General features: G+C 66.4%; 24 protein-coding genes. 18 read left to right on the forward strand and 6 right to left on the reverse strand.

Annotated features, from left to right (window positions below):
- Positions 1-9: 9 nt before the first annotated feature.
- Positions 10-1,098, reverse strand: a complete 1,089-nt coding sequence (locus tag AC6H0R_RS07620) for a metal-dependent hydrolase (RefSeq protein WP_497580758.1) — start codon at positions 1,096-1,098, stop codon at positions 10-12.
- A gap of 105 nt (positions 1,099-1,203) precedes the next feature.
- Between AC6H0R_RS07620 and AC6H0R_RS07625 the strand changes: the two genes are divergently transcribed.
- The 4 genes from AC6H0R_RS07625 (at position 1,204) to ccoG (ending at position 5,046) form a co-directional block, all read left to right on the forward strand.
- Positions 1,204-1,569, forward strand: coding sequence for an ArsR/SmtB family transcription factor (locus AC6H0R_RS07625; protein ID WP_497580759.1), 366 nt, complete (start codon positions 1,204-1,206; stop codon positions 1,567-1,569).
- Positions 1,566-2,099 (forward strand): SRPBCC family protein, encoded by a 534-nt coding sequence (locus AC6H0R_RS07630; RefSeq protein ID WP_497580760.1) that lies wholly within the window; start codon positions 1,566-1,568, stop codon positions 2,097-2,099. Before AC6H0R_RS07625 ends, AC6H0R_RS07630 begins: the two co-directional genes overlap by 4 nt.
- 42 nt (positions 2,100-2,141) lie before the next feature.
- Positions 2,142-3,554: an aminotransferase-like domain-containing protein gene (locus AC6H0R_RS07635; protein WP_497580761.1), complete on the forward strand. Its 1,413-nt coding sequence runs from the start codon at positions 2,142-2,144 to the stop codon at positions 3,552-3,554.
- Positions 3,555-3,654: 100 nt separating this feature from the next.
- Positions 3,655-5,046 (forward strand): cytochrome c oxidase accessory protein CcoG, encoded by a 1,392-nt coding sequence (gene ccoG / locus AC6H0R_RS07640; RefSeq protein ID WP_497580762.1) that lies wholly within the window; start codon positions 3,655-3,657, stop codon positions 5,044-5,046.
- Between the two features lie 36 nt (positions 5,047-5,082).
- Here ccoG and AC6H0R_RS07645 read toward each other — a convergent pair whose 3' ends face one another.
- From AC6H0R_RS07645 to AC6H0R_RS07655, 3 genes are all read right to left on the reverse strand, one after another.
- Entirely contained in the window at positions 5,083-6,099 is a 1,017-nt protein-coding gene (locus AC6H0R_RS07645) for a zinc-binding alcohol dehydrogenase family protein (protein WP_497580763.1), read from the reverse strand.
- 105 nt (positions 6,100-6,204) lie between these two features.
- Positions 6,205-6,633 (reverse strand): YciI family protein, encoded by a 429-nt coding sequence (locus AC6H0R_RS07650; protein ID WP_497580764.1) that lies wholly within the window; start codon positions 6,631-6,633, stop codon positions 6,205-6,207.
- 81 nt (positions 6,634-6,714) lie between these two features.
- Positions 6,715-7,620: a LysR family transcriptional regulator gene (locus tag AC6H0R_RS07655; protein ID WP_497580765.1), complete on the reverse strand. Its 906-nt coding sequence runs from the start codon at positions 7,618-7,620 to the stop codon at positions 6,715-6,717.
- Positions 7,621-7,752: 132 nt separating this feature from the next.
- Here AC6H0R_RS07655 and AC6H0R_RS07660 point away from each other — a divergent pair, with 132 nt between their 5' ends.
- From AC6H0R_RS07660 to arfB, 14 genes are all read left to right on the forward strand, one after another.
- Positions 7,753-8,643 (forward strand): pirin family protein, encoded by an 891-nt coding sequence (locus AC6H0R_RS07660; RefSeq protein WP_497580766.1) that lies wholly within the window; start codon positions 7,753-7,755, stop codon positions 8,641-8,643.
- A 91-nt stretch (positions 8,644-8,734) separates the two neighbouring features.
- On the forward strand, positions 8,735-9,361 hold the full coding sequence (ycaC, locus tag AC6H0R_RS07665; RefSeq protein ID WP_497580767.1) for an isochorismate family cysteine hydrolase YcaC: 627 nt from the start codon (positions 8,735-8,737) through the stop codon (positions 9,359-9,361).
- A 76-nt stretch (positions 9,362-9,437) separates the two neighbouring features.
- Positions 9,438-9,989: an antibiotic biosynthesis monooxygenase gene (locus AC6H0R_RS07670; protein ID WP_497580768.1), complete on the forward strand. Its 552-nt coding sequence runs from the start codon at positions 9,438-9,440 to the stop codon at positions 9,987-9,989.
- Between the two features lie 28 nt (positions 9,990-10,017).
- Positions 10,018-10,932, forward strand: a complete 915-nt coding sequence (locus tag AC6H0R_RS07675) for a pirin family protein (protein WP_497580769.1) — start codon at positions 10,018-10,020, stop codon at positions 10,930-10,932.
- A 71-nt stretch (positions 10,933-11,003) separates the two neighbouring features.
- Positions 11,004-11,900, forward strand: coding sequence for a hypothetical protein (locus AC6H0R_RS07680; protein WP_497580770.1), 897 nt, complete (start codon positions 11,004-11,006; stop codon positions 11,898-11,900).
- 2 nt (positions 11,901-11,902) lie between these two features.
- A complete protein-coding gene (locus tag AC6H0R_RS07685) occupies positions 11,903-12,655 on the forward strand; it encodes a hypothetical protein (RefSeq protein ID WP_497580771.1) in 753 nt (250 codons plus the stop codon).
- Positions 12,656-12,886: 231 nt separating this feature from the next.
- Positions 12,887-13,330: a bactofilin family protein gene (locus tag AC6H0R_RS07690; RefSeq protein WP_497580772.1), complete on the forward strand. Its 444-nt coding sequence runs from the start codon at positions 12,887-12,889 to the stop codon at positions 13,328-13,330.
- Between the two features lie 16 nt (positions 13,331-13,346).
- Entirely contained in the window at positions 13,347-14,444 is a 1,098-nt protein-coding gene (locus AC6H0R_RS07695) for a M23 family metallopeptidase (protein WP_497580773.1), read from the forward strand.
- Entirely contained in the window at positions 14,422-14,880 is a 459-nt protein-coding gene (locus tag AC6H0R_RS07700) for a bactofilin family protein (protein ID WP_497580774.1), read from the forward strand. The genes AC6H0R_RS07695 and AC6H0R_RS07700 overlap by 23 nt, the downstream gene beginning before the upstream one ends.
- A gap of 101 nt (positions 14,881-14,981) precedes the next feature.
- The gene (locus tag AC6H0R_RS07705) at positions 14,982-16,667 is read left to right on the forward strand and encodes a sensor domain-containing diguanylate cyclase (RefSeq protein WP_497580775.1); all 1,686 of its coding nucleotides are present in this window, start codon (positions 14,982-14,984) and stop codon (positions 16,665-16,667) included.
- A gap of 88 nt (positions 16,668-16,755) precedes the next feature.
- Positions 16,756-18,441, forward strand: coding sequence for a sensor domain-containing diguanylate cyclase (locus AC6H0R_RS07710; RefSeq protein WP_497580776.1), 1,686 nt, complete (start codon positions 16,756-16,758; stop codon positions 18,439-18,441).
- Positions 18,442-18,484: 43 nt separating this feature from the next.
- Positions 18,485-19,336: a putative RNA methyltransferase gene (locus AC6H0R_RS07715; protein WP_497580777.1), complete on the forward strand. Its 852-nt coding sequence runs from the start codon at positions 18,485-18,487 to the stop codon at positions 19,334-19,336.
- Between the two features lie 13 nt (positions 19,337-19,349).
- Positions 19,350-19,574 (forward strand): VF530 family protein, encoded by a 225-nt coding sequence (locus AC6H0R_RS07720; protein ID WP_497580778.1) that lies wholly within the window; start codon positions 19,350-19,352, stop codon positions 19,572-19,574.
- Positions 19,571-19,984 carry an alternative ribosome rescue aminoacyl-tRNA hydrolase ArfB gene (arfB, locus tag AC6H0R_RS07725; protein ID WP_497580779.1) on the forward strand — a complete coding sequence of 138 codons (414 nt, stop codon included), beginning with the start codon at positions 19,571-19,573 and terminating at the stop codon, positions 19,982-19,984. Before AC6H0R_RS07720 ends, arfB begins: the two co-directional genes overlap by 4 nt.
- Before the next feature lie 11 nt (positions 19,985-19,995).
- On the opposite strand, the gene AC6H0R_RS07730 is transcribed toward arfB, so the two are convergent.
- Both AC6H0R_RS07730 and AC6H0R_RS07735 read right to left on the reverse strand, forming a co-directional pair.
- A complete protein-coding gene (locus AC6H0R_RS07730; RefSeq protein WP_497580780.1) occupies positions 19,996-22,290 on the reverse strand; it encodes a TonB-dependent receptor in 2,295 nt (764 codons plus the stop codon).
- Positions 22,287-24,434 (reverse strand): sensor histidine kinase, encoded by a 2,148-nt coding sequence (locus tag AC6H0R_RS07735; RefSeq protein ID WP_497580781.1) that lies wholly within the window; start codon positions 24,432-24,434, stop codon positions 22,287-22,289. Before AC6H0R_RS07735 ends, AC6H0R_RS07730 begins: the two co-directional genes overlap by 4 nt.
- Between the last annotated feature and the right edge of the window lie 3 nt (positions 24,435-24,437).

Genomic DNA, 24,437 nt, shown 5'->3' on the forward strand with positions numbered 1-24,437 from the left:
CGCGAGCCTTCAGTCCCTCAACCAGCGCATGCCTTCAGTGGTGCGTTCAAACAGCCGCCACGTGTCGCCGTTCTCGCACAAACCGAAGCGGAACGGGGTGCCGTCGCGCCCCGGTGTCTCGAAACGCAGGTCGCGGAAATTGGCGCACAGGCCGTATTCCGCGCTTGGCGGCTCGAGCTGGTCGAGCACCGGGAACATCGCGAACCAGCGGAAGAAACCGAAGGCCTCGGCATTCCAAAGACGGCGCGCCAGATCGGCCACCTCCGGCTCGCCGAAGACCGGCACGCTGCGCCATTCGGCCATGTGCACCGGCAGATAGGGCGCCGAGAAACGGCGAATGAAATGGTCGTCGGGCGTGGCCACCAGCGGCTCGCTGCGCTGCGTGTTCAGGTGCGCGTAGTGATAGTTCTCGCCGTCGAAGACGATGGCGGTCCAGTTGAAGGGCGAGGCCGGGCGCGGCGCTGCATCCACCGACACGACTTCCACACCGCTGTGATCGGCCCAGGCCCGCGCGGCCTCGATGGCATCGCTGCGCGCCACTGCGCTGTTGCCGATCCAGCCCAGTAGCAGCACCCCGGCCAATGCCGCCGGCACCCGGCTGCGACGCCACACCGTGCTGGCGATCAGACCAGCCAGCAGGATGCCGCTGATGCCGAGGTCAATGATGAAGGTGGTGCCGAGGCCGAAGCGCCAGTCGGTGAATGGCGAGAACATCATCGTCCCGAACTGGGTGATGAAGTCGCCCGCGATATGCACCAGCAGCGACACGCAGGCAAAGGAATACAGATTGCGCCAGCCCGGCTGCGGCTGGCCGGGGCGGTGCAGCAGACGGAATGCGCCGGCCATGATCCAGGCGATCAGCAGTCCCCACAGCGGCAGCATCAGCAGCGAATGCGTGATGCCCCGATGGCCGCGCAGATAGGTCAGCTCGGAGATGTAGCCAAGCACGAAGTCACTGTCGGGAAATACCGCAGCGACGGTGCCGACCGCGACCGCCTGCCATACGGCCGGGCGGTTCGGGTGTTGCAGGGGATCGGCGGGGCGGGCGCGCAGGCGCGCGACAAGGGCGCCGGAAAGGGCGTGGGTCAGGGTATCCATGGCGTCTTCGAATGAATGGCGCTTATTTCGTTCCGGATCCTGGCGTACGGGGGTTATTAAACCAAATGGTTGACAGTTGGTCTGCGGGCGCATAAATTCAACTCTATGGTTGAATTAAATCCCCCTCCGCTCGATGCCGTCTTCCATGCCCTTGGCGATGCCACGCGCCGCGCCATGCTGCATGCGCTTGCCGATGGCGAACGCAGCGTCGGCGAACTGGCCGCGCCCTTCGACATGTCGCTGGCGGCCGCCTCCAAGCACATCAAGGCGCTGGAGCGCGCCGGCTTGGTCCGGCGCGAAGTGCGCGGGCGCACTCACGTATGCCGCATCGATCCCGGCCCGCTTGCCAGCGCGCACGAATGGCTGGGCTTCTATGAGCGCTTCTGGAACACGCGTCTGGACACGCTCGAACGGCTGCTCCGCGAGGCGGATGCCAGCCCTCCATCCACTCCCGAAGGAGAACAACGATGAGCGAATCCGACACCCTCGACGCCTGGGGCGTACTGGTCGAGCCGACCACCCTGAAGATCCAGCGTGTGCTGCCCGGCCCCATTGAACGCGTCTGGGCCTATCTGACCGACAGCGAACTGCGCCGCCGCTGGCTGGCCAGTGGCGACATGCAGCTGCAGCCTGGTGCCGCCTTCGAACTGGTCTGGCGCAACGACGAGCTGACCGATCCGCCCGGTCGTCGGCCCGAGGGCTTTGGCGATGAACATCGCATGCAGAGCCACATCACCGAACTCGACCCGCCGCGTCGTCTGGCCTTCACCTGGGGTGCGGAAGGCAATGTCTGCTTCGATCTGGCAGTGCAGGGCGACGAGGTGCTGCTGACGGTCACCCACCGCCGCCTGGCCGACCGCAACAGCCTGCTCAACGTCAGCTCCGGCTGGCACGCCCACCTTGATCTGCTCGCCGACCTGATGACCGGTACCCGCCCGCAGCCACACTGGGACCACTGGAGCCGTCTGCGCGAGGATTACGCCCGACGTCTGCCCGAGTGAGCGCGGCAGCGGCCTGGTGCGAGTCGCTGATACGATCCGCGCATGACGCTTTACCTCGATCTCGCTGACCGCACCGAAGCCCTGATCCGCGAAGGCGTGCTGCGCACCGGCGACCGTCTGCCGTCGGTGCGGCAGACTTGCCGCACGCATGGCGTCAGCCCGGTCACGGTGACGCAGGCCTATCACCTGCTGGAAAGCCGCGGCCTGATCCAGGCCCGGCCGAAGTCCGGCTACTTCGTGCGGCCACGCCTCGTCACGCGGTTGCTGGAGCCGGAGGCGACGCAGCCGCACCGTGGCGAGACGGCGCTGGAGGTGAGCGACTTCATCTTCCAGATTCTCGACAGCGTGCGTGATCCGTCGGTGGTGCCGCTGGGGTCGAGCTTTCCCAGCCCCTATCTGTTCCCGCTCGAGCGCCTCGGGCGTTTCCTCGCCACTGCTGCGCGCCGGCTCGATCCGCTGGCGACCGCCACCGACCTGCCGCCGGGCAATGACGAACTGCGCCGGCAGATTGCACTGCGTTACCTCGCGCATGGCGCGACGGTTTCGCCGCAGGAGATCATCGTCACCTCTGGGGCAATGGAGGCGCTGAGCCTGTGTCTGCAGGCGGTGACGCGGCCGGGCGACGTGATCGCGGTCGAGTCACCCACCTTCTACGCCGGCCTGCAGGCGAGCGAGCGCCTTGGCCTGCGTGTGATCGAGATTCCCAGCCATCCGCGCGAGGGCGTGAGCCTGCCTGCGCTGGCCGACGCGCTGCAGCGCCACCCGGTGAAGGCCTGCCTGCTGATGCTGAACTTCGCCAACCCCACCGGCGCGCGCGTGCCCGACGAGGCGCGGCGGGAGCTGGTGCGCCTGCTTGCGCGCCACGAGGTGCCGCTGATCGAGGACGACGTGTATGCCGAGCTGTACTTCGGCCGCGAGGCGCCGCTGTGCAGCAAGGTCGAGGACGACGGCGGCTGGGTGATGCACGTCTCGTCATTTTCCAAGTGTCTGGCGCCGGGCTACCGCATCGGCTGGGTGGCGGCCGGGCGTTTTGCCGAACGCATCCGCCGCCTCAAACTGGCCACCAGCCTGGCCACGACCGTGCCGGTCCAGATCGCGCTGGCGGCCTATCTCAAGCAGGGCGGCTACGAGACGCATCTGCGCGGTCTGCGACAACGGCTGGAGGCGCAGGCGGCGACCATGATCGACGCCGTGGAACAACATTTCCCGGCTGGCACGCGGCTGGTGCGGCCGCAGGGCGGTTATTTCATGTGGCTGGAACTGCCTGCCGGCGTCGATGCCTTGCGCCTGCATCAGCAGGCCCGCGACTGCGGCATCAGCGTGGCTCCGGGCCCGATCTTCTCGGCACGGCGGGATTTCGGCAATTATCTGCGCCTGAACTTCGGCCACGCCGATCATGGTGGGCAGGACGAGGCGCTGCGCACGCTGGGCCGGCTGGTGGCGGCACAAGTCTGAGTGGGCGGCAATCTGTGCCTATAAAAAATCAAATGTTCTGAATCTGTTCCTGTCCGGGCAGGGGTGATGTACTCGAACCCCTACCGAACCGGAGCAGATGATGGGTATCGCGCGCAGCAAGATTCGTGAAGCCAGGGTGGAGCTGTACCGCAACAAGGGCAGCATCCATGCGCGAGCGGTGTCCGGTCGCTTCAATACGCTGCGCTGGGCCATGGTGTGGATCACGCAGATCGTGTTCTACGGTGGCTGCTGGTTGCAGTGGAATGCCGGCGACGGCGCGCGGCAGGCGCTGTGGTTCGACATTCCCGAGCGCAAGCTGCACCTGTTCGGTCTGGTGTTGTGGCCGCAGGACGCGCTGCTCTTCGCGCTGGCGCTGATCATCGCCGGGGTGGGGCTGTTTTTTGCCACCGCGTTGGCCGGGCGGGTGTTCTGCGGTTTCGCCTGTCCGCAGACGGTGTATACGCAGATCTTCACGTGGATCGAGGCCAGGGTGGAGGGCGATCACCTCGCCCGCCTGCGCCTCGACAGCGCACCGATGAGTCCCCGCAAGTTCGGCCTGAAGACGCTCAAACATGGTCTGTGGATCGTGCTGGCGGCGTGGACGGCCATCACCTTTGTCGGCTACTTCACGCCCATCCGTGAGCTGTTGCCGGCCATCACCGCGCTGGATACCGGCCCGTGGGAATCGTTCTGGCTCATCTTCTACGCGCTGTTCACCTACGTGCAGGCCGGCCTTGCGCGCGAAGCCGTGTGTCAGCACATGTGCCCGTACTCGCGCATTCAGGGCGTGATGGTGGATGCCGCCACGCGCGTCGTGACTTACGACGTGGCCCGCGGAGAGCCGCGCGGATCGCTGCGCTCTGCGGCCGAGAAGGGCGACTGCGTGGACTGCGGCCTGTGCGTGCAGGTGTGCCCGACCGGCATCGACATCCGCGACGGCCAGCAGTACGCCTGCATCAACTGCGGCCTGTGTGCCGACGCCTGCGACCCGGTGATGGACCGCATCGGCGCGCCGCGTGGTCTGATCCGCTTCGCGTCGGAGAACGAACTTGCCGCAAGCCCGGCATCAAAGCGCAGCTGGATACGTCCGCGACTGGCGATCTACGCCGGGGTGCTGTCGGTGATGGCGGCACTGCTCGGCTGGAACCTGATGGATCGCTCGCTGCTGCAGGTCAACGTGCTGCGTGACCGCAACGCACTGATGCGCGAACTGCCCGACGGGCGTATCGAGAACGTCTTCCTGCTCAAGCTCGTGAACCTCGATGAGCACGCGCACCGCTACGTGGTGGCGGTGGATGGAGTGCCTGGCCTGCGCATCGAAGGCGTCCCGGAGTTTGTCGCCTCGTCCGGCAGCGTGGCCCCGGTACCCGTCACGGTTTCCGCTCCGGCCGAAAGCCTGCCCGGCGCGATCCTGCCGATCCGCTTTTCGGTGTTCGCGGCTGATCGGCCGGACATCCGCAGCTCCGGGCCGAGCAGTTTCCTGATGCCCTGAGCGCGCCCCCTCAGAAGGCGGCGTCCGCCCGTCCGATCAGCGGAACCCTTCCAGCACGATCTTGCCGCGCGCCTTGCCGGAGCGCAGCAGGGCGTGGGCGCGCTCCAGGTTGGCGGCGTTGATGGGGCCGAAGTGCTCGGCCACGGTGCTGCGGATCACGCCAGCATCGACCAGCTTGGCCACCTCATTGAGCAGACGCTGCTGCGCGACCATGTCGGCGGTGCCGAACATCGAGCGCGTGAACATCAGCTCCCAGTGCAGCGACACGCTCTTGCGCTTGAGCAGGCGCACGTCGATGGGCTCCGGGTCGTCGATCAGCGCGAGCCGCCCTTGCGGCGCGACGGCCTCGACGATCTGCGCAAAGTGGTGATCCGTGTGCGTCAGGCTGGCGATGTGGGTGACGTCATTCACGCCGATGCGCTTGAGTTCTTCGGCCAGCGGGCGGGTGTGGTCGATAACGTGGTGCGCACCCAGTTCGCGCACCCAGGCCTGTGTTTCGGCGCGGGATGCCGTGCCGATCACGGTCGCGGCGGTGAGCCGGCTGGCCAGTTGAACGAGGATGGAGCCCACGCCGCCGGCCGCGCCGATGACCAGCAGGCGGGCGTCACTGGGGGCCTTGCCCGGCAGCAGCCCGAGGCGGTCGAACAGCAGTTCCCACGCCGTGATGGCGGTCAGCGGCAGCGCGGCAGCCTGCGCAAAATCCAGCGATGCCGGCATATGGCCGACGATGCGCTCGTCCACCACATGCAGCTCGGCATTGGTGCCGGAGCGGGTGATGTCGCCGGCGTACCACACGCGGTCGCCGGGTTTGAAGGCGGTGACTTCGGCACCCACCGCGCGCACCACGCCGGTGGCGTCCCAGCCGAGTACTTTCCAGCCACCGGCCGGCGCGGCCGGGCGCGTGCGCACCTTGGTGTCGACCGGATTGACCGAGATCGCACGTACTTCCACCAGCAGATCGCGCGCACCGGGGGTCGGGTCAGGCAGTTCGACGTCCTGCAACGGCTCATCGGCAGAGGGCGTTTCGGTGATGCGGTAGGCGACGGCTTTCATGGCGGGGTCCTCATGCTGTGTGCGCTCATTCTGCCTGAGGTGCTCCGGTTCTGCGGAGTGCATTGAGCACCAAGCGTTCAAGCCGTCTTGCCTGTCCGGCCGGATTCACTTGCCCTGCGGTGTTCGCCCGCGCAGTGCGTCCTCCTTTGCGCGTAATTCATCGGAGTACAGCTCGCCGAAATCCTCCGGCTCGTAGACCCGCCGGATCTCGATTTCCGCCTCATGGCCGGGCATCGGGTTGGGGCAGCGCTTGACCCATTCGATGGCCTCCTGCAGCGAGGCCACTTGCCACATCCAGAACCCCGCAATCAGCTCTTTCGTCTCGATGAAGGGGCCGTCGGTGACGACATGCTTGTCGCCGGCAAAGCGCACGCGTGCCCCGTCGCGGCTCGGGCGCAGCCCGTCGCCGGCGAGCATGACCCCGGCGTCGATCAGCGCCTGGTTGTACGTGCCCATGGCTTCGAGCAGTTCGCCGCCGGGCATTGCGCCGGCTTCGGAGTCGGCGGTGGCTTTGATGAGGATCATGAATCGCATGCTGGTGCCTCCTGATGATGTGGGTTGCCGAGCTAGTCGAAGCAGCCTGGCGGAAATCGACATCGGGGCAGGAGTGCTTCGTCAGTCCTCGGTCAGCGCCTGGAAGCGCGCCGCCAGATAGTCGATCAGCGTGCGCACCGCCGGCAGCAGGCAGCGGCGGGATGGGTATACCGCGTGGATGATCTCGCGGCGCGGTGCCCATTCCGGCAACAGGCGCAGCAACGTGCCGTCGGCAATGTCTTCGCGCAGCATCAGCGTGGGCAACTGCACGATGCCGACCCCTGCGCGTGCCGCGTTGCGCAGCGCCACCATGTCGCCGGTGATCAGGCGGGGATGGTGGTGCAGCTGGGCGTCGGCGCCATCCGGGCCGAACAGGGTCCACACATGTTCGTCCTGCGGCGGGCCGAGCGACAGACTCGGAAAGGCGGAGAGATCGGCCGGGCCGGCGGGCTGGCCGTGGGTGGCGATCAGCGCCGGGCTGGCGACCAGGCATTGCGCACTGTCAGCCAGTACGCGCATCACCAGATCGCTGTCGGAGAGCGGGGGCGGACGTACCCGGATGGCCAGATCAATGCCTTCGCCCACCGGTGACACCTTGCGGTTGGTGGCTTCGAGCTGCAGCGATACGCGCGGGTATTCCGCCAGGAAGTCCGCCAGCATGGCTCCCACATGAACATGCAGCAGCGTGATCGGGCAACTGATGCGTACCGTGCCGGCCGGCTCCGCGCGGGTGGCTTCCACGGCCTCGCGTGCGGCGTCGGCCTCGACCAGCATGGCGCGGCAGTGCTCGTAGAAAGTCTGACCCAGTTCCGTGACCGAGAAGTGCCGTGTCGAGCGCTGCAGCAGGCGTGCGCCGAGGCGTTCCTCGAGCAGCGCGATGCGGCGGCTGAGTTTGGACTTGGGTACGCCGGTGGCGCGGCCGGCGGGTGCAAAGCCGCCGTGCTCGACGACGCGGGCGAAGTAATAGAGGTCGTTCAGGTCGTCCATGCAGTTTCCTCCTGTAACGCACGCATTGTCCTACTGGTGGAACACTGCGTGCGAATTTTGCGGTCTTCCGGTGCGTTCGTCCCACAACTAAAGTGACAACACGCAACACGAACCGCAAACAAGGAGACGAACATGAAACGAGTCCAGGGCATTTTCAGCGCACCGCGTGGCCATTGGGTCGGTGACGGCTTCCCGGTGCGTTCGCTGTTCGAGTACCGCAGCCAGGGCAAGGCGCTGAGCCCCTTCCTGCTGCTCGACCACGCCGGCCCGGCGCATTTTGACGCCACCACCGAGCAGCTCGGCGTCGGCCAGCATCCGCACCGCGGTTTCGAGACCGTGACCATCGTGTATGCCGGCGAAGTGGCCCATCACGATTCCACCGGCCAGGGCGGCCTGATCGGCCCCGGAGATGTGCAGTGGATGACGGCTGGCGCCGGCATCCTGCATGAGGAGTTTCACGGTGAAGGCTTTGCCCGCCGCGGCGGCGAGCTGGAGATGGCGCAACTGTGGGTGAACCTGCCGGCCCGCGACAAGCTCACGGCACCGGGCTACCAGGCCATCCGTTCGGCCGACATCCCGGTGGTTGATCTGCTGGACGGCGCTGGTACGGCACGCATCATCGCTGGGGAACTGACCGGCAAGCGTGGCCCCGCGAAGACCTTTTCGCCGATCAACGTGTGGGATCTGCGTCTTGCTGCCGGTGGCGTGGCCGAGCTGCCGTTGCCGCAAGGCTGGACGACCGCTGTTGTGGTGCTGCGCGGCACGGTGCAGGTCAACGGCCATGCGGTGGTGCGCGCCGACCAGATCGCGGTGCTCGACCGCGAGGGCGTCGCCGTAACACTGGAGGCCAACAATGATGCAGTGGTGTTGTTGCTGGCCGGCGAGCCCATCGACGAACCCATCGTGGGCTACGGCCCGTTCGTGATGAACAGCGAGGCCGAGATCAAGCAGGCCATCGACGATTTCAACAGTGGCCGTTTTGGCGAGATTCCGCGTGCGGAAGCTGCCGAGGCAAGTGCCTGAACCCGATCCCCGGCCCCTACGGGCCGGAGGTCAAACCCGGCCGCGCAGGCGGCACCCCAAGCCCCATAGAGAAACCCCCAAGGAGAACACCATGACCAAGCCCTACGTCAAACTCGACAAGAACAACGCCGCCGTACTGCTGGTGGACCACCAGGCCGGTCTGCTGTCGCTGGTGCGCGACATCGACCCCGACCGTTTCAACAACAACGTGATGGCGCTGGCCGACGCGGCCAAGTACTTCAAGCTGCCGACCATCCTCACCACCAGCTTTGAAGACGGCCCCAACGGCCCGCTGATGCCGGAGCTCAAGGAGATGTTCCCGGATGCGCCCTACATTGCTCGCCCTGGCCAGATCAACGCCTGGGACAACGAGGATTTCGTCAAGGCCGTGAAAGCCACCGGCAAGAAGCAACTGATCATCGCCGGCGTCGTCACCGAGGTGTGCGTGGCCTTCCCGGCCCTGTCGGCCATCGAAGAAGGTTTCGAGGTCTTCGTTGTCACCGACGCCTCGGGCACCTTCAACGAACTCACCCGCAACTCCGCGTGGGAGCGCATGTCTGCCGCCGGTGTGCAACCGATGACCTGGTTCGGCCTGGCCTGCGAGCTGCACCGCGACTGGCGTAACGACGTCGAGGGTCTGGGCACGCTGTTCGCCAACCACATCCCCGACTACAAGAACCTGATGACCAGCTACTTCACGCTCAAGGGCGGCAAGTAAGCTGCGGTGAGGCACGGCCGGTGGGGCAGCCCGCCGGCCGTGCCAGAATGTGTCGTTCCAGCAGGAGAGTATCTGCATGAGCACCCCCGCCGATTCCGCCGCCGATGAGACCGTCACCGGCATCATCGTGCACCACCCGCGCTTTGACGCGCGTGACGAGTACGAGCAATGGCTCGCCGATATCCGCGAGACCTGCCGGCAGTTTCCGGGCTATCTGTCGACCGACGTGATCCGTCCGGTCGGCAACCTGCCGAACTACACCGTGATCATCCGCTTTGCCGGGGTCGAGGCCCTGCGCGCCTGGATGGAATCGCCCGAGCGGCGTGAGCACCTGCAGCGCATTGAACATACGCTGGAGCAGGCCGACCGTTACGAGATCCGCAGCGGGCTGGACTTCTGGTTTGCGCCGCCTGCGGTAAAGCCGCCGAAGCGCTGGAAGCAGTACCTGCTGACGCTGTCGGCAATCTTCCCGCTCACCGTGATCGTGCCCTGGGCACTCGGTCCGCTGCTCGGCGGCCTGCCGTTGCTGGTGGCCAAGGCGCTGGTCGCGGTCGTCATCGTGGCACTGATGGTGTACGCCATCATGCCGCACTACACACGCCTCGTATCCCGATGGCTGTACCGCTGAATTCTTGCCCGATTGAAGGAGCATGCCCATGAGCAACACCACCCAGGAACTCCACGACGATTGCCCCTGTGTCACCGGCTGCGGCGCCCTCCAGAAAGTGCTGCAGCCCCGCGAGAAGGATCTTGGCGGCTTCTCGGTGCGCCGCCTGCTGCCGACCGCACGCCACAAGATGGTCGGCCCGTGGATCTTCTTCGATCACATGGGCCCGGCGGATTTTCCGGCAGGTGAGGGCATCAACGTGCGCCCGCACCCGCATATCAACCTCGCCACCGTCACCTATCTTTTCGAGGGCGAGATCCTGCATCGCGATTCGCTCGGCAGCCTGCAGGCCATCCGCCCCGGCGACATCAACCTGATGGTGGCCGGCCGCGGCATCGTGCATTCCGAGCGCGAGCGCCCCGAAGTCACCGCCGTGCCGCATCGCCTGCACGGCCTGCAACTGTGGTTCGCGCTGCCCGAAGCCGACGAGGAGATCGAGCCGGCCTTTCTGCACTACCCGTCGGACGCCATTCCGCGTGTGGACGTCGGCGGTGTGCCGGCGCGCGTGCTGATGGGGTCGGCCTGGGGGGTGACCTCGCCGGTGCGCACGTGGGCGGGTGCAATGTATGTAGAAGCGCATCTTCAGGCCGGCCAGAAGCTGGTGCTGCCGGAGGCCGCCGAGCGCGCGCTGTATGTGGCCGACGGGGAACTCAAGGCGCGCGATGTGGCACTGCCCGAGCATTCGCTGGCGATTCTTGACGGCACCGCAGGCGTGGAGGTCGAGGCCGTGGTGGAATCGCGCATTGCCCTGATCGGCGGCGATGCGGTCGGTCCGCGCTTCATCGACTGGAACTTCGTCTCCAGCCGCAAGGAGCGCATCGAGCAGGCGCGCGCCGACTGGCAGGCCGGGCGTTTCCCGACCGTGCCGGGAGACAGCGAGGAATTCATTCCCTTGCCCGGGTGAGGTGTCTGCGGCGACCCGCTAGCGGTTATCCTCCGGGTCAAACGTGGCGCATTCGCGCCGGGTGGGCGTGAATGCTGAATTGCTTGTCATCCCTGATGGCTGCGCGCGGCGGGCGCGCTTCGATGCTCGATTTCTACGTCGAGTCGCGCCCGCACTTCCTGCGCTCGAAGGCCTACATCCTGGGCAACACGCTGCCCCATCTGCGGTCGTCCGGCGTCCGGTATCGCGTGCTCGACAGGCTTGACCTGCAGTCGCTGGGCCGCGCTGCGGTAGTGCATGTAGACCTCACCGAGTTGCCGCCGCCGTTCGAGCATGTGCGTCATTTCTACGAGCGCTGCCTGAACGGGCGAGCGCTGTCGATCAACCGACGACTCTACTCACGCGCCCTGCTCACGCGCGACAGCGACTGGCGTGGGCCGGTCATCGTCAAGAGCACCCTCAATCACCGTGGCCTGCCCGAATTGCGTTTCGCGATGCGTCGCGGCGTGTTGCGGAACGGTTCGGCAGCGTCCCGACGGGGCCTGCGCGAGCGGCTGTGCCCGCCCTACGGGTTGTACGCGTCGCCTGAAGAGGTACCGGAGGCCGCGTGGAACGATCCTGCGCTGGTGATCGAGCGTTTCCTGCCTGGCCGCATGGAAACGCCGGTGGTGAAATACCGCTACGACTTCATGCTGGACCTTGAGCTCCACACCCGTGCGAGTTTCGACTCCCTGTTGTGTGAGCCCGAAAGCATGCGCCAGGTCGAATTTCCGGACTCCGTGCCGGATACCGTGCGCGAACTGCGCGCTGCGCTGAATCTGGATTTCGGCTCTATTGATTACTTCATGGTGGATGGCCAGGCCTGGCCGATCGACGCCAACAAGACCACGACCTTCACCCAGGCTTGGGCTGATCAGCACGCCGAGGTTGCCCGCTTTCTCGATGCGGTGTCGCAACGGCTGGCCGGGTTTGCAAGGGGTCAGGACTGAACATGAATGATTTCGTGCAAGCGCAGCGCATGCGGCAGGCCTTCGGTGACGACTTCGTGTTCGACCTCAGCACCCTGCGCGGAGACAGTCGGCTTGGGGACTTCGCCCAGCGCAGCGCCTGGCTGATGATCAGCGTCAAGAACCCTGCCTTCTCCAACCGGCTGGTCGATGGCTTCTGCCGGCTGGTGGTGGCGCACGGCTTCCGTGAAGCCTGTGTGACCATCGTCGATACCCCGTATGTCGCCAATATCCGCGCCAATCAGCACGACGCAGAGCGGGCTGCGGCCGAGCTCGAAAAGCTGCAGCGCATCGCCGCCGAGCAGCTTGTCCGCTGTGAGCGGGTGCTGCGCCGCCATCCCGGAGCCGGCATCACGCTCCGCTCGTGGGCCGAGCTGGAGCAGCGTATTCCGCAATGGATGCGTGACGAAGTGCACGCCGCGTTCAATGCACCGACCCGTTTTCGGGCCGACGTGCTGGCGCGTACGCGGGCCGTGGCGCCAGCCGACGTGCCCGATCAGCGCTTGCCGCAGTTCGCGCAGTTCCTGGTGCATGAGCTGCCGGTGCTGGTAGGCCTGTACTACCTTGATCGCCGCAGCATCGTGGATGTCTATCCTGGCGTGAACCCTGCGCTCATCTGGAACTTCGAACGCGGAGTCTATGCGCTGGAGTTGCCGGGAATCACCGAACTCGCACAGGCCTCCGACGGGCTGGCCTATGTCGACTTTCGCGAACGCGCAAAAGCGGAAGACCTTTGATGCGGCTCAAGTTTATGGCCGGCCTGTCCGTTTAGAGTGCAGGCCGGATCGGGAAGGCGCAGCAGCGCTGCATATGCGACTTGACTGATCTGAAGCCGCGAGGCTGTGACAGGTCTGCCGGGCCCGCCCCGGCGTGTGCGTGCAAAGCCCCGATAACTCAGATTCCTGGGTTTGCAGGTCTTACTAATATGGTGTTACTTTTGGGCCCCGCCAACCAGCAAGGTACAGCCGATGAATAAAGCCGCCTCGGGCAAGGAATGCCTCGTCGTCGGAGAAGGTGTCGAGATCACCGGCAAGGTCGATGTACCTGGCTCGCTTGAGGTGCACGGCAAGATCATCGGCGAGGTGCGTGCCGGCATGATCGAGATCGGCCCTACCGGCCGTATCGAGGGCCGCATGGTGGCGGAAGAGCTGGAACTGCACGGCTACGCTTCCGATTTTCTCAGCGTGTCCCGCCGGCTGGCGGTGCGCTCGACCGCGACCGTGGTCGGTACGATTTCCTATCGCAATATCGAGATCGAGAGCGGCGCGAGCATTCGCGGCAAGCTCGAACAGCAGGGTGTTGGCGGTGACGCCACTTCTGCGCAGCCAGAGCCGGCTCCGGCTGCTCCGGGCAAGCCAGAAGCCGACGAGCCGGAAGCCCCGGAAGTGATCGACCCGGACGAAAAGCAGTAAGCCGGAGGGCGGGCGCTTGAAGCGAATTTTCGGTATTCCGACATGGATCGAGGAGTTGCGTGCGAAGTTGCCGCACGATGACGACGCGACCCTGATCGTTGCGGGCCAGCGCGGCTCGCAGTATCTGCGGCTGCATCCCTCCGAGATCGAGCGACACATCCAGACCGCCCACCGTCACCGCGTCATGGCGCTGTCGGTCATCGGTGGCCTGTTGGCGCTGATGGCGATCGCGGTGGCGACGCACTTCTGGAGCACCGCCAGTCTGCGCGCCCAGGTCGAACTGGCTGCAGTGCAGGCCGAGGCCCAGGCGGCCGAGGTCGCGCGTCTGAGCAACACGCTCAATGTCATCGCCGAAGCCGTGCCGCTCAGCGTTTCGCTGGCGGTGCGTCCGGACGAAGTCACCGAGGAAGAGAAGATCGAAAAGGTTGTCGAATTCCTGCAGCGCAAGGATTCGGTGTTCCGCAGCTACGTGGCCGCCACCGGCGTGGTCATGAAGGACAAGGTCGGCAGTCTCATGTCCGATCTCGCCGCGGCCGGCTTTGACCGCCGCACGGTGCGCCATCTCGTGACCGGTACCGGCGGCACCGGCGGACTGCCGCTCGATCCGGTTGAAGCCGACATTTTCAGCTACTACATCGACGACGCGATCCTGTCGAAGTACGAGGAGCTGCAGCGGCTGGGCAATTTCGTTTCCGAGTTGCCGGCTGCCGATCCGATGCGTGGCGCGCGCCTGACTTCGACCTTCGGCATGCGTCGCCACCCGATCACGCGCCGCCCGGACATGCATGCCGGCATCGACTTCGTCTCCTATGACGACACCCGCATCTTTGCCTCCGGGCAGGGCGTGGTGAAGTTCGCGGGCGAGAACGGTGGTTACGGCAACATGGTTTCCGTCGATCACGGTTACGGCATCGAGACCGTTTACGCCCACATGTCCCGCATCGACGTTCAGCCCGGCCAGCGCGTGCGCCCCGGTGCCGTGCTCGGTCGCATGGGCAACACCGGACTTTCGACCGGTCCGCACCTGCATTTCGAGGTCCGTTTCAACGGTCGCAGCGTCAATCCCCTGAAGATGTTCGAGGTCGCCAGAAATGTTCAACATCAAGAAAAATGATCGCCAGGCCGGTGAGGCGGACAGCACGGTGACCGGCGGCGAGAACGAGCGCGCCCCCCAGGCGCTGGTCACCCGCGAACAGAACGGCAACGGCGCGCAGCCGGTTCGTACCGAAGCGGCTGCGCCGTCGGTGCTGGCGCCGGGCGCGGTGCTGAAGGGCTCCATCCGTGCGCCGGGCCCGCTGCATCTGCAGGGCACCGTCGAAGGCGATGTCCAGGCCCCGCACGTGTCGCTTGGCCAGGAAGGCATGCTGCGCGGTCGTCTCAAGTGTGGCCATTTCGTGCTCGACGGCCAGATGGACGGCGAAGTGCTGTGCCGCGAGTTTTCGGCCGGCGAGACCGCACGCATCTCGGGCACCGTGCGCTGCAACGTACTCAACCTCAAGCTCGGCGCGGCCATCAATGCCGACGTGCTGATCGGCGAAGAGCGCAAGTAACTCCGCTCAGGATGGCCCTGCAACAAGGGCTATCAGTTTTGTCCTGCGCATGACGGGCGTCCTGACGTACGCTCTTGGCAAGTCCTCTTGCCCCGTTTGTCATGCGCCCTCTCTTCGGCTCCCTGCGCTTCCGTCTCACGCTGTTTTTCGGCGCGCTCGTGCCTTCCCTGGTGCTGGGCGTGAGCCTGCTGGTCGGGCATCTCGCGTCCGGCTACATGACCCGAACCAGCGGAGACGGGCTGCAGACCATTGCCCGCTCCATCGCCCGCACCATCAGCAGCAGTCTGGATGAGCGCACGCGCGAGATCGAATTGCTGGCCGGCTCCCCGTTGCTGGTTGGTGGCGATTGGCGTGATCCGTCGCTGCGCAAGGCCATGGACGAGATCGTGCGCACCTATCGGCCTTACGCATGGTTGGGTCTGGCCGATGCCGACGGTCGCGTGGCAGTGGCCGCCGAAGGCATGCTCGAAGGCGGTGATGTCTCGAAGCGCCCGTGGTTCATCGGCGGCCGCAAGCGGGTATTCATCGGTGACGTGCATGAAGCCTTGCTGCTTGCGAGCCTGCTCGAGAACGACAGCGGCGACCCCTTGCGGTTTGTCGATTTCGCTGCGCCGGTGCGCGATCCGCAGGGGCAGTTGCGCGGGGTGGTGGCAACCCACCTGCACTGGAGCTGGATCAACGGAGTCGTTGCAGCAGCACTGCCCGAAGCGGCGCTCGAGAGTGGCGTGCAGGTGTTCGTGCGTGACGCTCAAGGCAACGTGCTGTACCCCTTCAATCGTGCGGGTGATTTCCTGATCGCGGCCGAGCTCCTGCCCGAGACAGGGACTGGTCTTGTGCGCTGGCCCGACGAGATCCTGTGGCTGACCAGTGTCGTGCCGGTCGTGGCGCCGACCGTGGGCGATCTGGAATGGCAGGTGGTGTTGCGCCAGCCCGTCGAAACCGCGCTCGCCGCGGTAGCCGAACTGCAGCGCATGCTGCTCTGGCTGGCGGTTCCGGTGACCTTGTTGAGCATGCTGCTGGCTTGGTTGTTGGCCGGCAGTTTCAGTCGGCCCATCCGGGAGCTGGCCGTGGTTGCCCGTCGTATTGACGAGGGTGACGAGACGGCCGACTTTCCCGAGCGCAGCGACATCGACGAAGTGCGTCTGCTGGCGGCTTCCCTGCGGGGCATGACGGCCACGCTGATGCGCCGTCGTGCCGAACTGGTGACAACCAACCTCTGGCTGGAACAGAAGGTCGAAGCGCGCACCGTAGAGCTGCAGGAAGTCAATTGCCGGCTCGAAATGCTGTCCTCCACAGACCCGCTGACGGGACTCGCCAACCGCCGCCGCTTCGATGAGGTGATGGCAAACGAGTGGGCCCGCGCCTGCCGTGTCGGCGCGCCACTGGCCGTGATGCTCCTCGATATCGATTTCTTCAAGCAGTACAACGATACGCGCGGTCACCAGGCCGGTGACGACTGCCTGAAGGAGGTTGCCTCCATCCTCAAGTTCAAGGTGCGCCGGGCCGGTGAACTGGTGGCGCGCTACGGCGGTGAGGAATTCATCATCATTGCGGCGGGCGCCGATCCGGTGCGGGCTGGCGAACTGGCCGAGTCGATTCGCGCCGCCATCGAAGAGGCGGCCATGGCACACGCCGGCAGCCCCACCGGCACAGTCACGGTCAGCATAGGCATCGCAGCAGGCGTCCCGCAGCGCGATACGAACGCCGAAAGCTTTGTTGCCCAGGCCGATGCGGCGCTGTACCGCGCCAAGAACGCCGGCCGCAACCGCGTCGAATCTGCCACCTGAGCGCGGCCACAGGTCTGATGGCGCGGTCCGCGCGCGCGGGCCTTCTGGAAACGGTACTGTGTACTCCGTTTCCAGTTTCGAGGCTGCCATGGCCCAGACCTTTGGTTCGCTGCGTTTCCGCCTCACCGTGTTTTTCGGTGGGCTGGTGCTCGCGCTCACGTTGGGCGTGAGCCTGCTGGTCGGGCATCTCGCGTCCGGCTACATGACGGCCACCAGCGGGGAGCGTCTGCAGACCATCGCCCGTTCCATCGCCAGCACGCTGACCAGCAGCCTGGAAGAGCGGACGCGTGAGGTCGAGTTGCTGGCCGGGTCGCCGCTGCTGGTGGGCGGGGATTGGAGCGACCCGTCCGTGCGTCAGTCCATGGACGAGATCACGCGCACTTATCGGCCCTACGCCTGGCTCGGGCTGGCCGATGCGGACGGGCGCGTGGTGGTGGCGGCAGAGGGTTTGCTGGAAGGGGGGGATGTCTCGAAGCGGCCGTGGTTCATTCAGGGGCGCGAACGTCTCTTCATCGGCGACGTGCATGAGGCGCTGCTGCTGGCCAGTCTGCTCAAGCAGCAGGGAGACGAGCCCTTGCGCTTTGTCGACTTTGCGGCGCCGGTGAGCGACCGTGAAGGGCGGTTGCGCGGCGTGGTTGCGACGCATCTGCACTGGAGCTGGATCAAGAGTGTGGTGGCAGCGGCCCTGCCCGACGCGGCGCGAGACAACGGCGTGCAAGTCTTCGTGCGGGATCACCAGGGCAACGTCTTGTACCCCTTCAACCGCGCCGGCGAGTTCCGCATCGACGAGTCGCTGGCGCCCACGGAGGGCAGCCGGGTGTTGCGCTGGCCCGACGAGATGAGCTGGCTCACCGTTTCGGTGCCGGTCAGTTCGCCGGTCGTCGGTGATCTCCAATGGCAGGTCGTGTTGCGCCAGCCGGTGGAGGCGGCGCTCGAAGCGGTGAAGCGGCTGCAACGCGAGCTGCTGTGGCTGGCCGCACCGCTGACCTTGTTGAGCATGTTGCTGGCCTGGCTGCTGGCCGGCAGCTTTAGCCGTCCGGTGGAAGAGCTCGCACTGGTGGCGCGGAGAATCGACGAAGGTGACGAAACTGCCGACTTTCCCGAACGCAGCAACATCGTCGAGATCCGGCGCCTTGCAGCTTCGCTGCGCGGCATGACGGCCACCCTCCTGCGCCGCCGGGCCGAGCTGGTCAAGACCAATCTGTGGCTCGAACAGAAGGTCGAGGCGCGCACCACAGAGCTACAGCTGGCCAACGAGAAGCTTGCAGCGCTGTCGTTGTCAGACCCCCTCACCGGCTTGGCCAACCGCCGCCGCTTTGACGATGTGCTGGCCGCTGAATGGGCGCGTGCGTGTCGTGCCGGCACGCCGCTGGCCGTGCTGCTGATCGATCTTGACCACTTCAAGCAGTACAACGACACGCTCGGCCACCAGGCCGGGGATGACTGCCTGCGCCAGGTTGCCGCCATCCTGCAGTACAAGGTGCGGCGTGCCGGTGAGCTGGTGGCGCGCTACGGCGGCGAGGAGTTCGTCGTCGTCGCTGCTGATGCGGATGGCGAGCGCGCCCGCGAACTGGCTGAATCAGTGCGGGCTGGCATCGAGGCGGCAGCCATTGCGCACCCGGCGTCGGCATCCGGTACCGTCACTGCCAGTATCGGCGTCGTCTCCCGCGTGCCGCAGCGCGACGAGCAGCCCGAGAGATTTGTGGCCCAGGCGGACGAGGCGCTCTATCGCGCCAAGCAGGCTGGCCGCAATCGCGTCGAATCCGCCGCCTGAGCCCCGCCGCTGGCACAATGGCGCGCCGCCCGCAGTGACACCGATGTCCGCAATCACCCCGTTTCCGTTCCTTGCCTGCCCGCTGGATGGCGCCCCGCTGCAGCGCGAGGGCGGCAGCTTGCGCTGCACGTCCGGGCACAGCTTCGACATCGCCGCGCAGGGCTACGCCCATCTGCTGCCGGTGCAGCACAAGCGCTCGCTGGACCCCGGCGACAGCAAGGAGATGGTGGCCGCGCGTCGCCGTTTCCTCGAATCCGGCGCCTACGCGCCGATTGCTGCGGCCGTGAATCGTGCCGTGCTGGAGGGTGCCGCGCCCGCTCAGCGGCTGAACTGCCTCGATGCCGGTTGCGGAGAGGGCTACTACTTGCGCCGTCTGGCGGATGCGCCCGGTGCGCGCGCCCTGGGGCTGCTCGGTCTCGATATTTCCAAGTGGGCCGTGCAGGCGGCGGCAAAGCGCGACAAGCGGGCTGCCTGGGTGGTCGGCAGCAACGCGCGGCTGCCGGTGTTGCCCGGCACGCTCGATCGCGTGTTATGCATGTTCGGCTTTCCGGTTCATGTCGAGTTTGCGCGCGTGCTCAAACCCGGCGGCGAGTTGCTGCAGGTCGATGCCGGGCCGGCGCATCTGCGTGAATTGCGCGAAGTCATCTACCCCGTACTCAAGCCCGAGCGCACGACTGAAGCTGATACGCCCGAAGGCTTCCGCCACCTTGCCACCGAATCGCTGGGTTTCACGCTGCAGCTCGATGGCGCCGAGCGCATCGCCGACCTGCTGGCCATGACGCCGCACCTGTATCGCGCCAGCGCAGAAGGCCGGGTACGCGCCGCCGCGCTGACTTCCATCACGCTGACCGTCGATGTGCGCCTTGCGCGCTTCTCGCGCAGCGACACGGCATGAGACAGTGCACACCATGACGACCCAGCCCAACAACCCGCTCCACGGCCTCACGCTGGAGAAGATCCTCACCGAACTCGTCGCCCGCTACGGCTGGGACGGCCTCGCGCAGCGCATTGCCGTGCGCTGCTTCATGAACGAGCCGAGCATCGCCTCCAGCCTGAAGTTTCTGCGCCGCACACCGTGGGCGCGCGAACAGGTCGAGGCGCTGTACGTGGCCGGTCTCACCGCGCGCAAATGAGCCGCGAGCCCCCCTTTTCCGTACCGCTCGAAGAAGTCGAGATCACCGCCATCCGCGCCCAGGGTGCGGGCGGCCAGAACGTGAACAAGGTGTCGAATGCCGTGCACCTGCGCTTCGACATCCGCGCCTCGTCCCTGCCCGAAGAGCTGCGTGCGCGCCTGCTCGCGCACGACGACCGGCGCATCAGCCGTGACGGTGTGGTGGTCATCAAGGCGCAGAAATTCCGCAGCCTCGAAAAGAACCGCGCCGAGGCCCTGCGCCGACTCGAAGACCTCATCCGCGCCGCCGCCTTCGTGCCGCGCACGCGCGTGGCAACCCGCCCCACACGCGCTTCGGTGAAGCGTCGCCTCGAATCAAAAACCCGCCGTGCCGGCATCAAGGCCGGGCGGCGGGCGCGTGGCGAAGACTAGCTGAGGCGGAACTACATGCGCAGTGTCAGGCTCAGGCCGAGCATGCGTGGCTCGCCGATCAATACGCCGTAGTCCCCGCCGCCATTGAGTGCGTAGGTGGCGGTGGTGTGCTGGTGGTCGGTGAGGTTGCGCACCCACAGTGTCAGATCCCAGTGGCGGTCGCGCAGCCCGACGTGGGCGTCGACCAGGCCGCGTGCGTCGACGTAGCTGCCGTTACCACGTTCGGTGTTGCCGTAATAGCCGCTGCGCCAGTGGTAGTTCAAGCCGGCGTGGAAACTCTGTCCGTTGCTCAGCGGATGTTCGTGGCTCAGTCTCGCAAAGGCCGTCCAGCGCGGCGCCTGGGCCATCTGCTTGCCGCTGAAGTCGCAGTACAGCGTACCGGAGCCGGGCGGGCAGGGCGCGTTGTCGAAGTCCACGTAGCGCGCGTCGTTGTAGGCCGCGCCGAGCGCGAGGCGCAGGGTTTGCGAGAGATCGAAGGCCGACTCCACCTCGACACCGCGCGAGCGGACATGCTCGACGTTGATGAGATTGTTCATCAGCGGAATCAGCGGGGAGGACTCCGGGTTGTAGGACCGCGTCTGGTAGTCGCGGATGTCGGTCTGGAACAGCGTCATCCGCAAGTGGCCGTTGCGCTGCAGGGCAAGCGTGAGGCTGGCTTCCAGACTCACGCTGTGTTCCGCGTCGAAAGTCGGGGAGACCGGGTCACTGACCGGCTCGGAGTTGATGCCGCCGGGCTTGTAGCCGGTGGAGGCCCCGAAATCGAGCTGCATGCGGGGCCGCGGACGGAAACTTGCACGCAGTGCGCCATCGAGGCTGTTGTCGCGTAGCCCGGCGCGGCCAGCGGTTTCCGCGCCGAGCAGCAGGCCGCGTAGCTGTTCGGCCAGCGTGACCAGCGCCGGAACGGGCGGAACGGGTTGCAGGCCGCTGATCTGTCGTCCGCGCGAGGCGCTCTTGCGGTCCCGGCTGTAGCGCAGGATGCCGCTTACATCGAGGTCGTCGCGCACAGCCCAATCGAGCTGGCCGAACAGCGAGCGGGTTGTGGCGGTCTGCCGGCCCGGAGAGCTCACCGTCGCGCCGTCCAGGATGTTGGCCAGCACCTCGGGTGAAATCGGTGGCAGCGGCGCGCCCACCGTAAACCAGCGCGCTGCGTCCGGACCGTAAGTCAGGCGGCCATTGCGCGTGCGGGATTCGCGCAGGTAATAGGCGCCCACGCGGTAGTCCAGCGTCGGCGCCAGTTCGCCCTCCAGGCGCAACTCCTGGCTCCACTGCTCGTGATCGACGTTCCAGGTGCCGATCGGCGCGATTGCCAGATCAATGCTGTCGAGGTCGTAGCGCGTGTCATAACGCCAGTTGCGCCAGCCGGTGGTGCTGACCAGCCGTTGCCCGCCGGGCAGATCGAACTCCAGCTGTAGTGTGGCGGCGTCCTGATCCATCTGGGTGCGGTTGCTGCCGTCCTGCGCCACGGTACGCTGCCGCGGATCGGCCGGCGGCAGCGTGTGACCGAGCGCGGCGGCGCGGGCCAGGGTCGCGGGGCTGTAGCGTGTGGCGATATAGGCGCAGCAGTTCTCGTCGAGTCGGTTGCGCTCGACCGTCAGCCGTGCGCGCACCGGCGCATCGGGCTGCCACAGCAACTGCCCGCGCAGGCCATTGTGGCTTTCGTTGTTGATGTCCTGGCCCGAAGTGCGGTTGTGCACCAGGCCCGAGCGGCGCTGCGAGTAGGCCGAGAAGCGTCCGGCGAGCACACCGTCGATCAGCGTGCCGCCCACCACCGTTTCGTAACTCTCGAAGCCGTGCGTGCCGCGCTGCATGCGCAGTTCGGCTTCGTCATGCCATTGTGGGGCGCGCGTGCGCAGATGCACTGCCCCGGCGCTCGTCGCCGGGCCGGGGCCGGCCAGTGACGGGGTGCGCTGGACGTCGACCGATTCGATGTCGTACAGCCGCTTCGGGAACATGCCCTGGCGGCCCAGAGCAACGCCGTCCATCGTCACGCCGACGCTGCCCGACAGGCCGTCGTTGAACGACGTGGTGCCCAGGCCGCGCACGAAGATGCCGGTGTTGCGGTTGTCGGGACGCGTGAGCTGAAGCGATACCGCGTGCGCGGACAGATCGGCTGCCGAGGGCGCAGGCGTGTCGGCAAAAGCCTCGCTGTCGATGCGTGTGGTCGACGGGGTGTCGCTGCTTGGCTCACCTGCCGGCTGCACGGTGACGGCCGGCAAAGTGGTTTCGACGGCGAGGTCTGCGGCACTCGCCAGTCCGCAGCACATCAGGCCGATCGCAAAGGCATTGCAGTGCAGAGTCGGTTTCATGTGACGCCGCCGCCAGTGTCGGGCGTCGCATCGCGCGGCAGGTACAGCAGAAAGGTCGAACCGCCGTCTTCGCGCGGAGGCGCCAGCTCCACGTCGCCGCCGTGCCGGCGCGCGATCTCGCGGGTCAGGTACAGCCCCAGCCCGGTGCCGTCCGGCTGCAGCTCCGCATCGACGCGAAAGTAGCGATCAAACAGCAACTCGCGCGCATCTTCAGGGATGCCGGCGCCGCGGTCGCTGACTTCGATGATTACCTCGTCGGGCGAGGTGTACAGGCGGAGGTCGACGGGCTGGTCGGAGGGCGAATACTTGAGCGCGTTGCCGACCAGATTCGACACTGCGATGTCGATCAGCGCGGGGTCTACGGTGACGAGCACAGGCTCGTCCGGGACGTGCACGCGGACGCGCTGGGCCGCCTCGCCCGGGGTCAGGCAACTGTTCAGTGTGGTGCGCAGGTCATGGGTGCGCAGGTACAGCCGCGACGGCGCCGACAGGCGGTCGCGGGTGAGCATGTTGTGCGTCAGACTGCTGAGCCTTGAGACGCTGTGGCGGATGCGCTCGATACGCTTGGTGAACAGCGGCGGCACTTCGCGCAAACCGCTGGCCAGCGACTGTGCGGCGGTGTCGATGACGGTCAGCGGGGTGCGCAGTTCGTGCGACAGCATGGCCAGCAACTGACGCTCACGGTGCGCGGTGCGTCGCTCGCCTTCCAATGTCTCGCGCACGCGCAGCTGGGCGGCGGTGCGCTCGTCAATTTCGTGCATCAGTTGCAGGTTGGCGGTGCGCAGTTCGAGCGTGCGATCTTCGATGCGTTGTTGGAGTTCGCGCTCGTGAGCCTGCGCCGCGCGCAGTGCTGCGGCCTGGGCGCGATGGCGCAGACGTTCGCTGCGCTGCGCACGGCGGGCCAAAACAATGTTGAGCAGAATCAGATGCACCAGCGCGCCCAGGCGCGGCAATTCGTCGGAGATTACCGGGGAGAGCGCCTGCATGCGCTGTGCCAACGGGTTGGCCAGCAATCCAAGCAACAGCGGCAGCAACGCGATGGCATAGATGCGCACGCTGCGATGCCGCCAGATTGCATGGAGCGTCATCACGCTGCCCAGCACGATGCACACCAGCGACATCCGCAGCATGGTGCGATAGGGCGAAAAGCCGAGGTCGATGTGCAGTGCCGCAAGCAGCCCGAGGACGGCGAAAGCCACAATGCTCACCTGCCCCACCCGATACAGCAGCGGGTAGTACAGACGCATGCGGAAGGCGTCGAGCAGAAACAGCGTCAGCAGCCCGGCGCTGGCGGAAAAGCTCGCCGAGGCGAGCGATTCGTTCAGCCACGGGGGCATGCCCGAGAGCCATTGCGGCAGATAGCCGCTGACGATGGAGCTGAAGGCCGCAATGGCCAGAATCGCGCACGCATAACGCAGGTGAATGCGGTCACGCTGGTGCAGCCAGAACAGCAGATTGATCGTGGCAGCCAGCAGCAGCATGCCGAGATACAGCCCAAACAAGGCGTAGTCGCGGGCGACAAAGCGCGACCATTCGGTCGTATCGAGCAGCATGATCTCCGGCGTCATCGTGCGCACGCTGTGCAGCTCGAGGAACCACGGTGCGCCGGGGGCCTCCGTCGGCGACAGCAGAAAGGCCGTTGAGCGGTAATCCACGTCGTCCGGTCTGGAGACGTCATAGCGCAGACGGGTGCGCACCTTGAAGCCTTGTGCGGCCGGCGTGTAGAGCGTGGCCTGTTGCAGGTACGACGGCAGGATGGCGAGCACGTGATCGCGCGCGCCGTCGGGGAGGCAGATTCGCAACCAGAGCGGACCGTCAGCGCTGATCCGTGAGCGCTTGCCGGCCAGGGCGTCGAATGCCTCGGGCGGCATCGCCGCGACCTCTTCGATGGTTTGCGCTGCCGCGCTGGGCTGGAGCACGAACACCCCATTCGGCGAAGCGCTCTCGGCGCTGGCACTCGCGAGGCAGGACGCTGCATGGGCTGCGGTCATCGTCAGCATCAGCGCGAGCACCAGCAGCGCGGCGAAGGCGCCCTGTCGGGCTCCGCCCCGACCCGACTCGCGCTCTGTGGAAACCTCGTTTACCGCCGCCTTTGCCATGCCCGGCCTTGCGCGCTGTCCGATCAAGCCGGAATGGTACTGCACCGG

The sequence above is a fragment of the Pseudazoarcus sp. NS36 genome (genome assembly GCF_059703705.1).

Excerpts from the sequence above, each read along its gene's own strand:
- AC6H0R_RS07710 (WP_497580776.1), top strand. The coding sequence starts at position 16,756 with ATGGCCCAGACCTTTGGTTCGCTGCGTTTCCGCCTCACCGTGTTTTTC.
- AC6H0R_RS07675 (WP_497580769.1), top strand. The coding sequence starts at position 10,018 with ATGAGCAACACCACCCAGGAACTCCACGACGATTGCCCCTGTGTCACC.
- AC6H0R_RS07720 (WP_497580778.1), top strand. The coding sequence starts at position 19,350 with ATGACGACCCAGCCCAACAACCCGCTCCACGGCCTCACGCTGGAGAAG.
- AC6H0R_RS07635 (WP_497580761.1), top strand. The coding sequence starts at position 2,142 with ATGACGCTTTACCTCGATCTCGCTGACCGCACCGAAGCCCTGATCCGC.
- AC6H0R_RS07730 (WP_497580780.1), bottom strand. The coding sequence starts at position 22,290 with ATGAAACCGACTCTGCACTGCAATGCCTTTGCGATCGGCCTGATGTGC.
- AC6H0R_RS07705 (WP_497580775.1), top strand. The coding sequence starts at position 14,982 with ATGCGCCCTCTCTTCGGCTCCCTGCGCTTCCGTCTCACGCTGTTTTTC.
- AC6H0R_RS07680 (WP_497580770.1), top strand. The coding sequence starts at position 11,004 with ATGCTGAATTGCTTGTCATCCCTGATGGCTGCGCGCGGCGGGCGCGCT.
- AC6H0R_RS07700 (WP_497580774.1), top strand. The coding sequence starts at position 14,422 with ATGTTCAACATCAAGAAAAATGATCGCCAGGCCGGTGAGGCGGACAGC.
- AC6H0R_RS07670 (WP_497580768.1), top strand. The coding sequence starts at position 9,438 with ATGAGCACCCCCGCCGATTCCGCCGCCGATGAGACCGTCACCGGCATC.
- AC6H0R_RS07645 (WP_497580763.1), bottom strand. The coding sequence starts at position 6,099 with ATGAAAGCCGTCGCCTACCGCATCACCGAAACGCCCTCTGCCGATGAG.
- AC6H0R_RS07655 (WP_497580765.1), bottom strand. The coding sequence starts at position 7,620 with ATGGACGACCTGAACGACCTCTATTACTTCGCCCGCGTCGTCGAGCAC.
- AC6H0R_RS07630 (WP_497580760.1), top strand. The coding sequence starts at position 1,566 with ATGAGCGAATCCGACACCCTCGACGCCTGGGGCGTACTGGTCGAGCCG.
- AC6H0R_RS07650 (WP_497580764.1), bottom strand. The coding sequence starts at position 6,633 with ATGCGATTCATGATCCTCATCAAAGCCACCGCCGACTCCGAAGCCGGC.
- ccoG (WP_497580762.1), top strand. The coding sequence starts at position 3,655 with ATGGGTATCGCGCGCAGCAAGATTCGTGAAGCCAGGGTGGAGCTGTAC.
- ycaC (WP_497580767.1), top strand. The coding sequence starts at position 8,735 with ATGACCAAGCCCTACGTCAAACTCGACAAGAACAACGCCGCCGTACTG.
- AC6H0R_RS07625 (WP_497580759.1), top strand. The coding sequence starts at position 1,204 with ATGGTTGAATTAAATCCCCCTCCGCTCGATGCCGTCTTCCATGCCCTT.
- AC6H0R_RS07685 (WP_497580771.1), top strand. The coding sequence starts at position 11,903 with ATGAATGATTTCGTGCAAGCGCAGCGCATGCGGCAGGCCTTCGGTGAC.
- arfB (WP_497580779.1), top strand. The coding sequence starts at position 19,571 with ATGAGCCGCGAGCCCCCCTTTTCCGTACCGCTCGAAGAAGTCGAGATC.
- AC6H0R_RS07620 (WP_497580758.1), bottom strand. The coding sequence starts at position 1,098 with ATGGATACCCTGACCCACGCCCTTTCCGGCGCCCTTGTCGCGCGCCTG.
- AC6H0R_RS07690 (WP_497580772.1), top strand. The coding sequence starts at position 12,887 with ATGAATAAAGCCGCCTCGGGCAAGGAATGCCTCGTCGTCGGAGAAGGT.
- AC6H0R_RS07660 (WP_497580766.1), top strand. The coding sequence starts at position 7,753 with ATGAAACGAGTCCAGGGCATTTTCAGCGCACCGCGTGGCCATTGGGTC.
- AC6H0R_RS07715 (WP_497580777.1), top strand. The coding sequence starts at position 18,485 with ATGTCCGCAATCACCCCGTTTCCGTTCCTTGCCTGCCCGCTGGATGGC.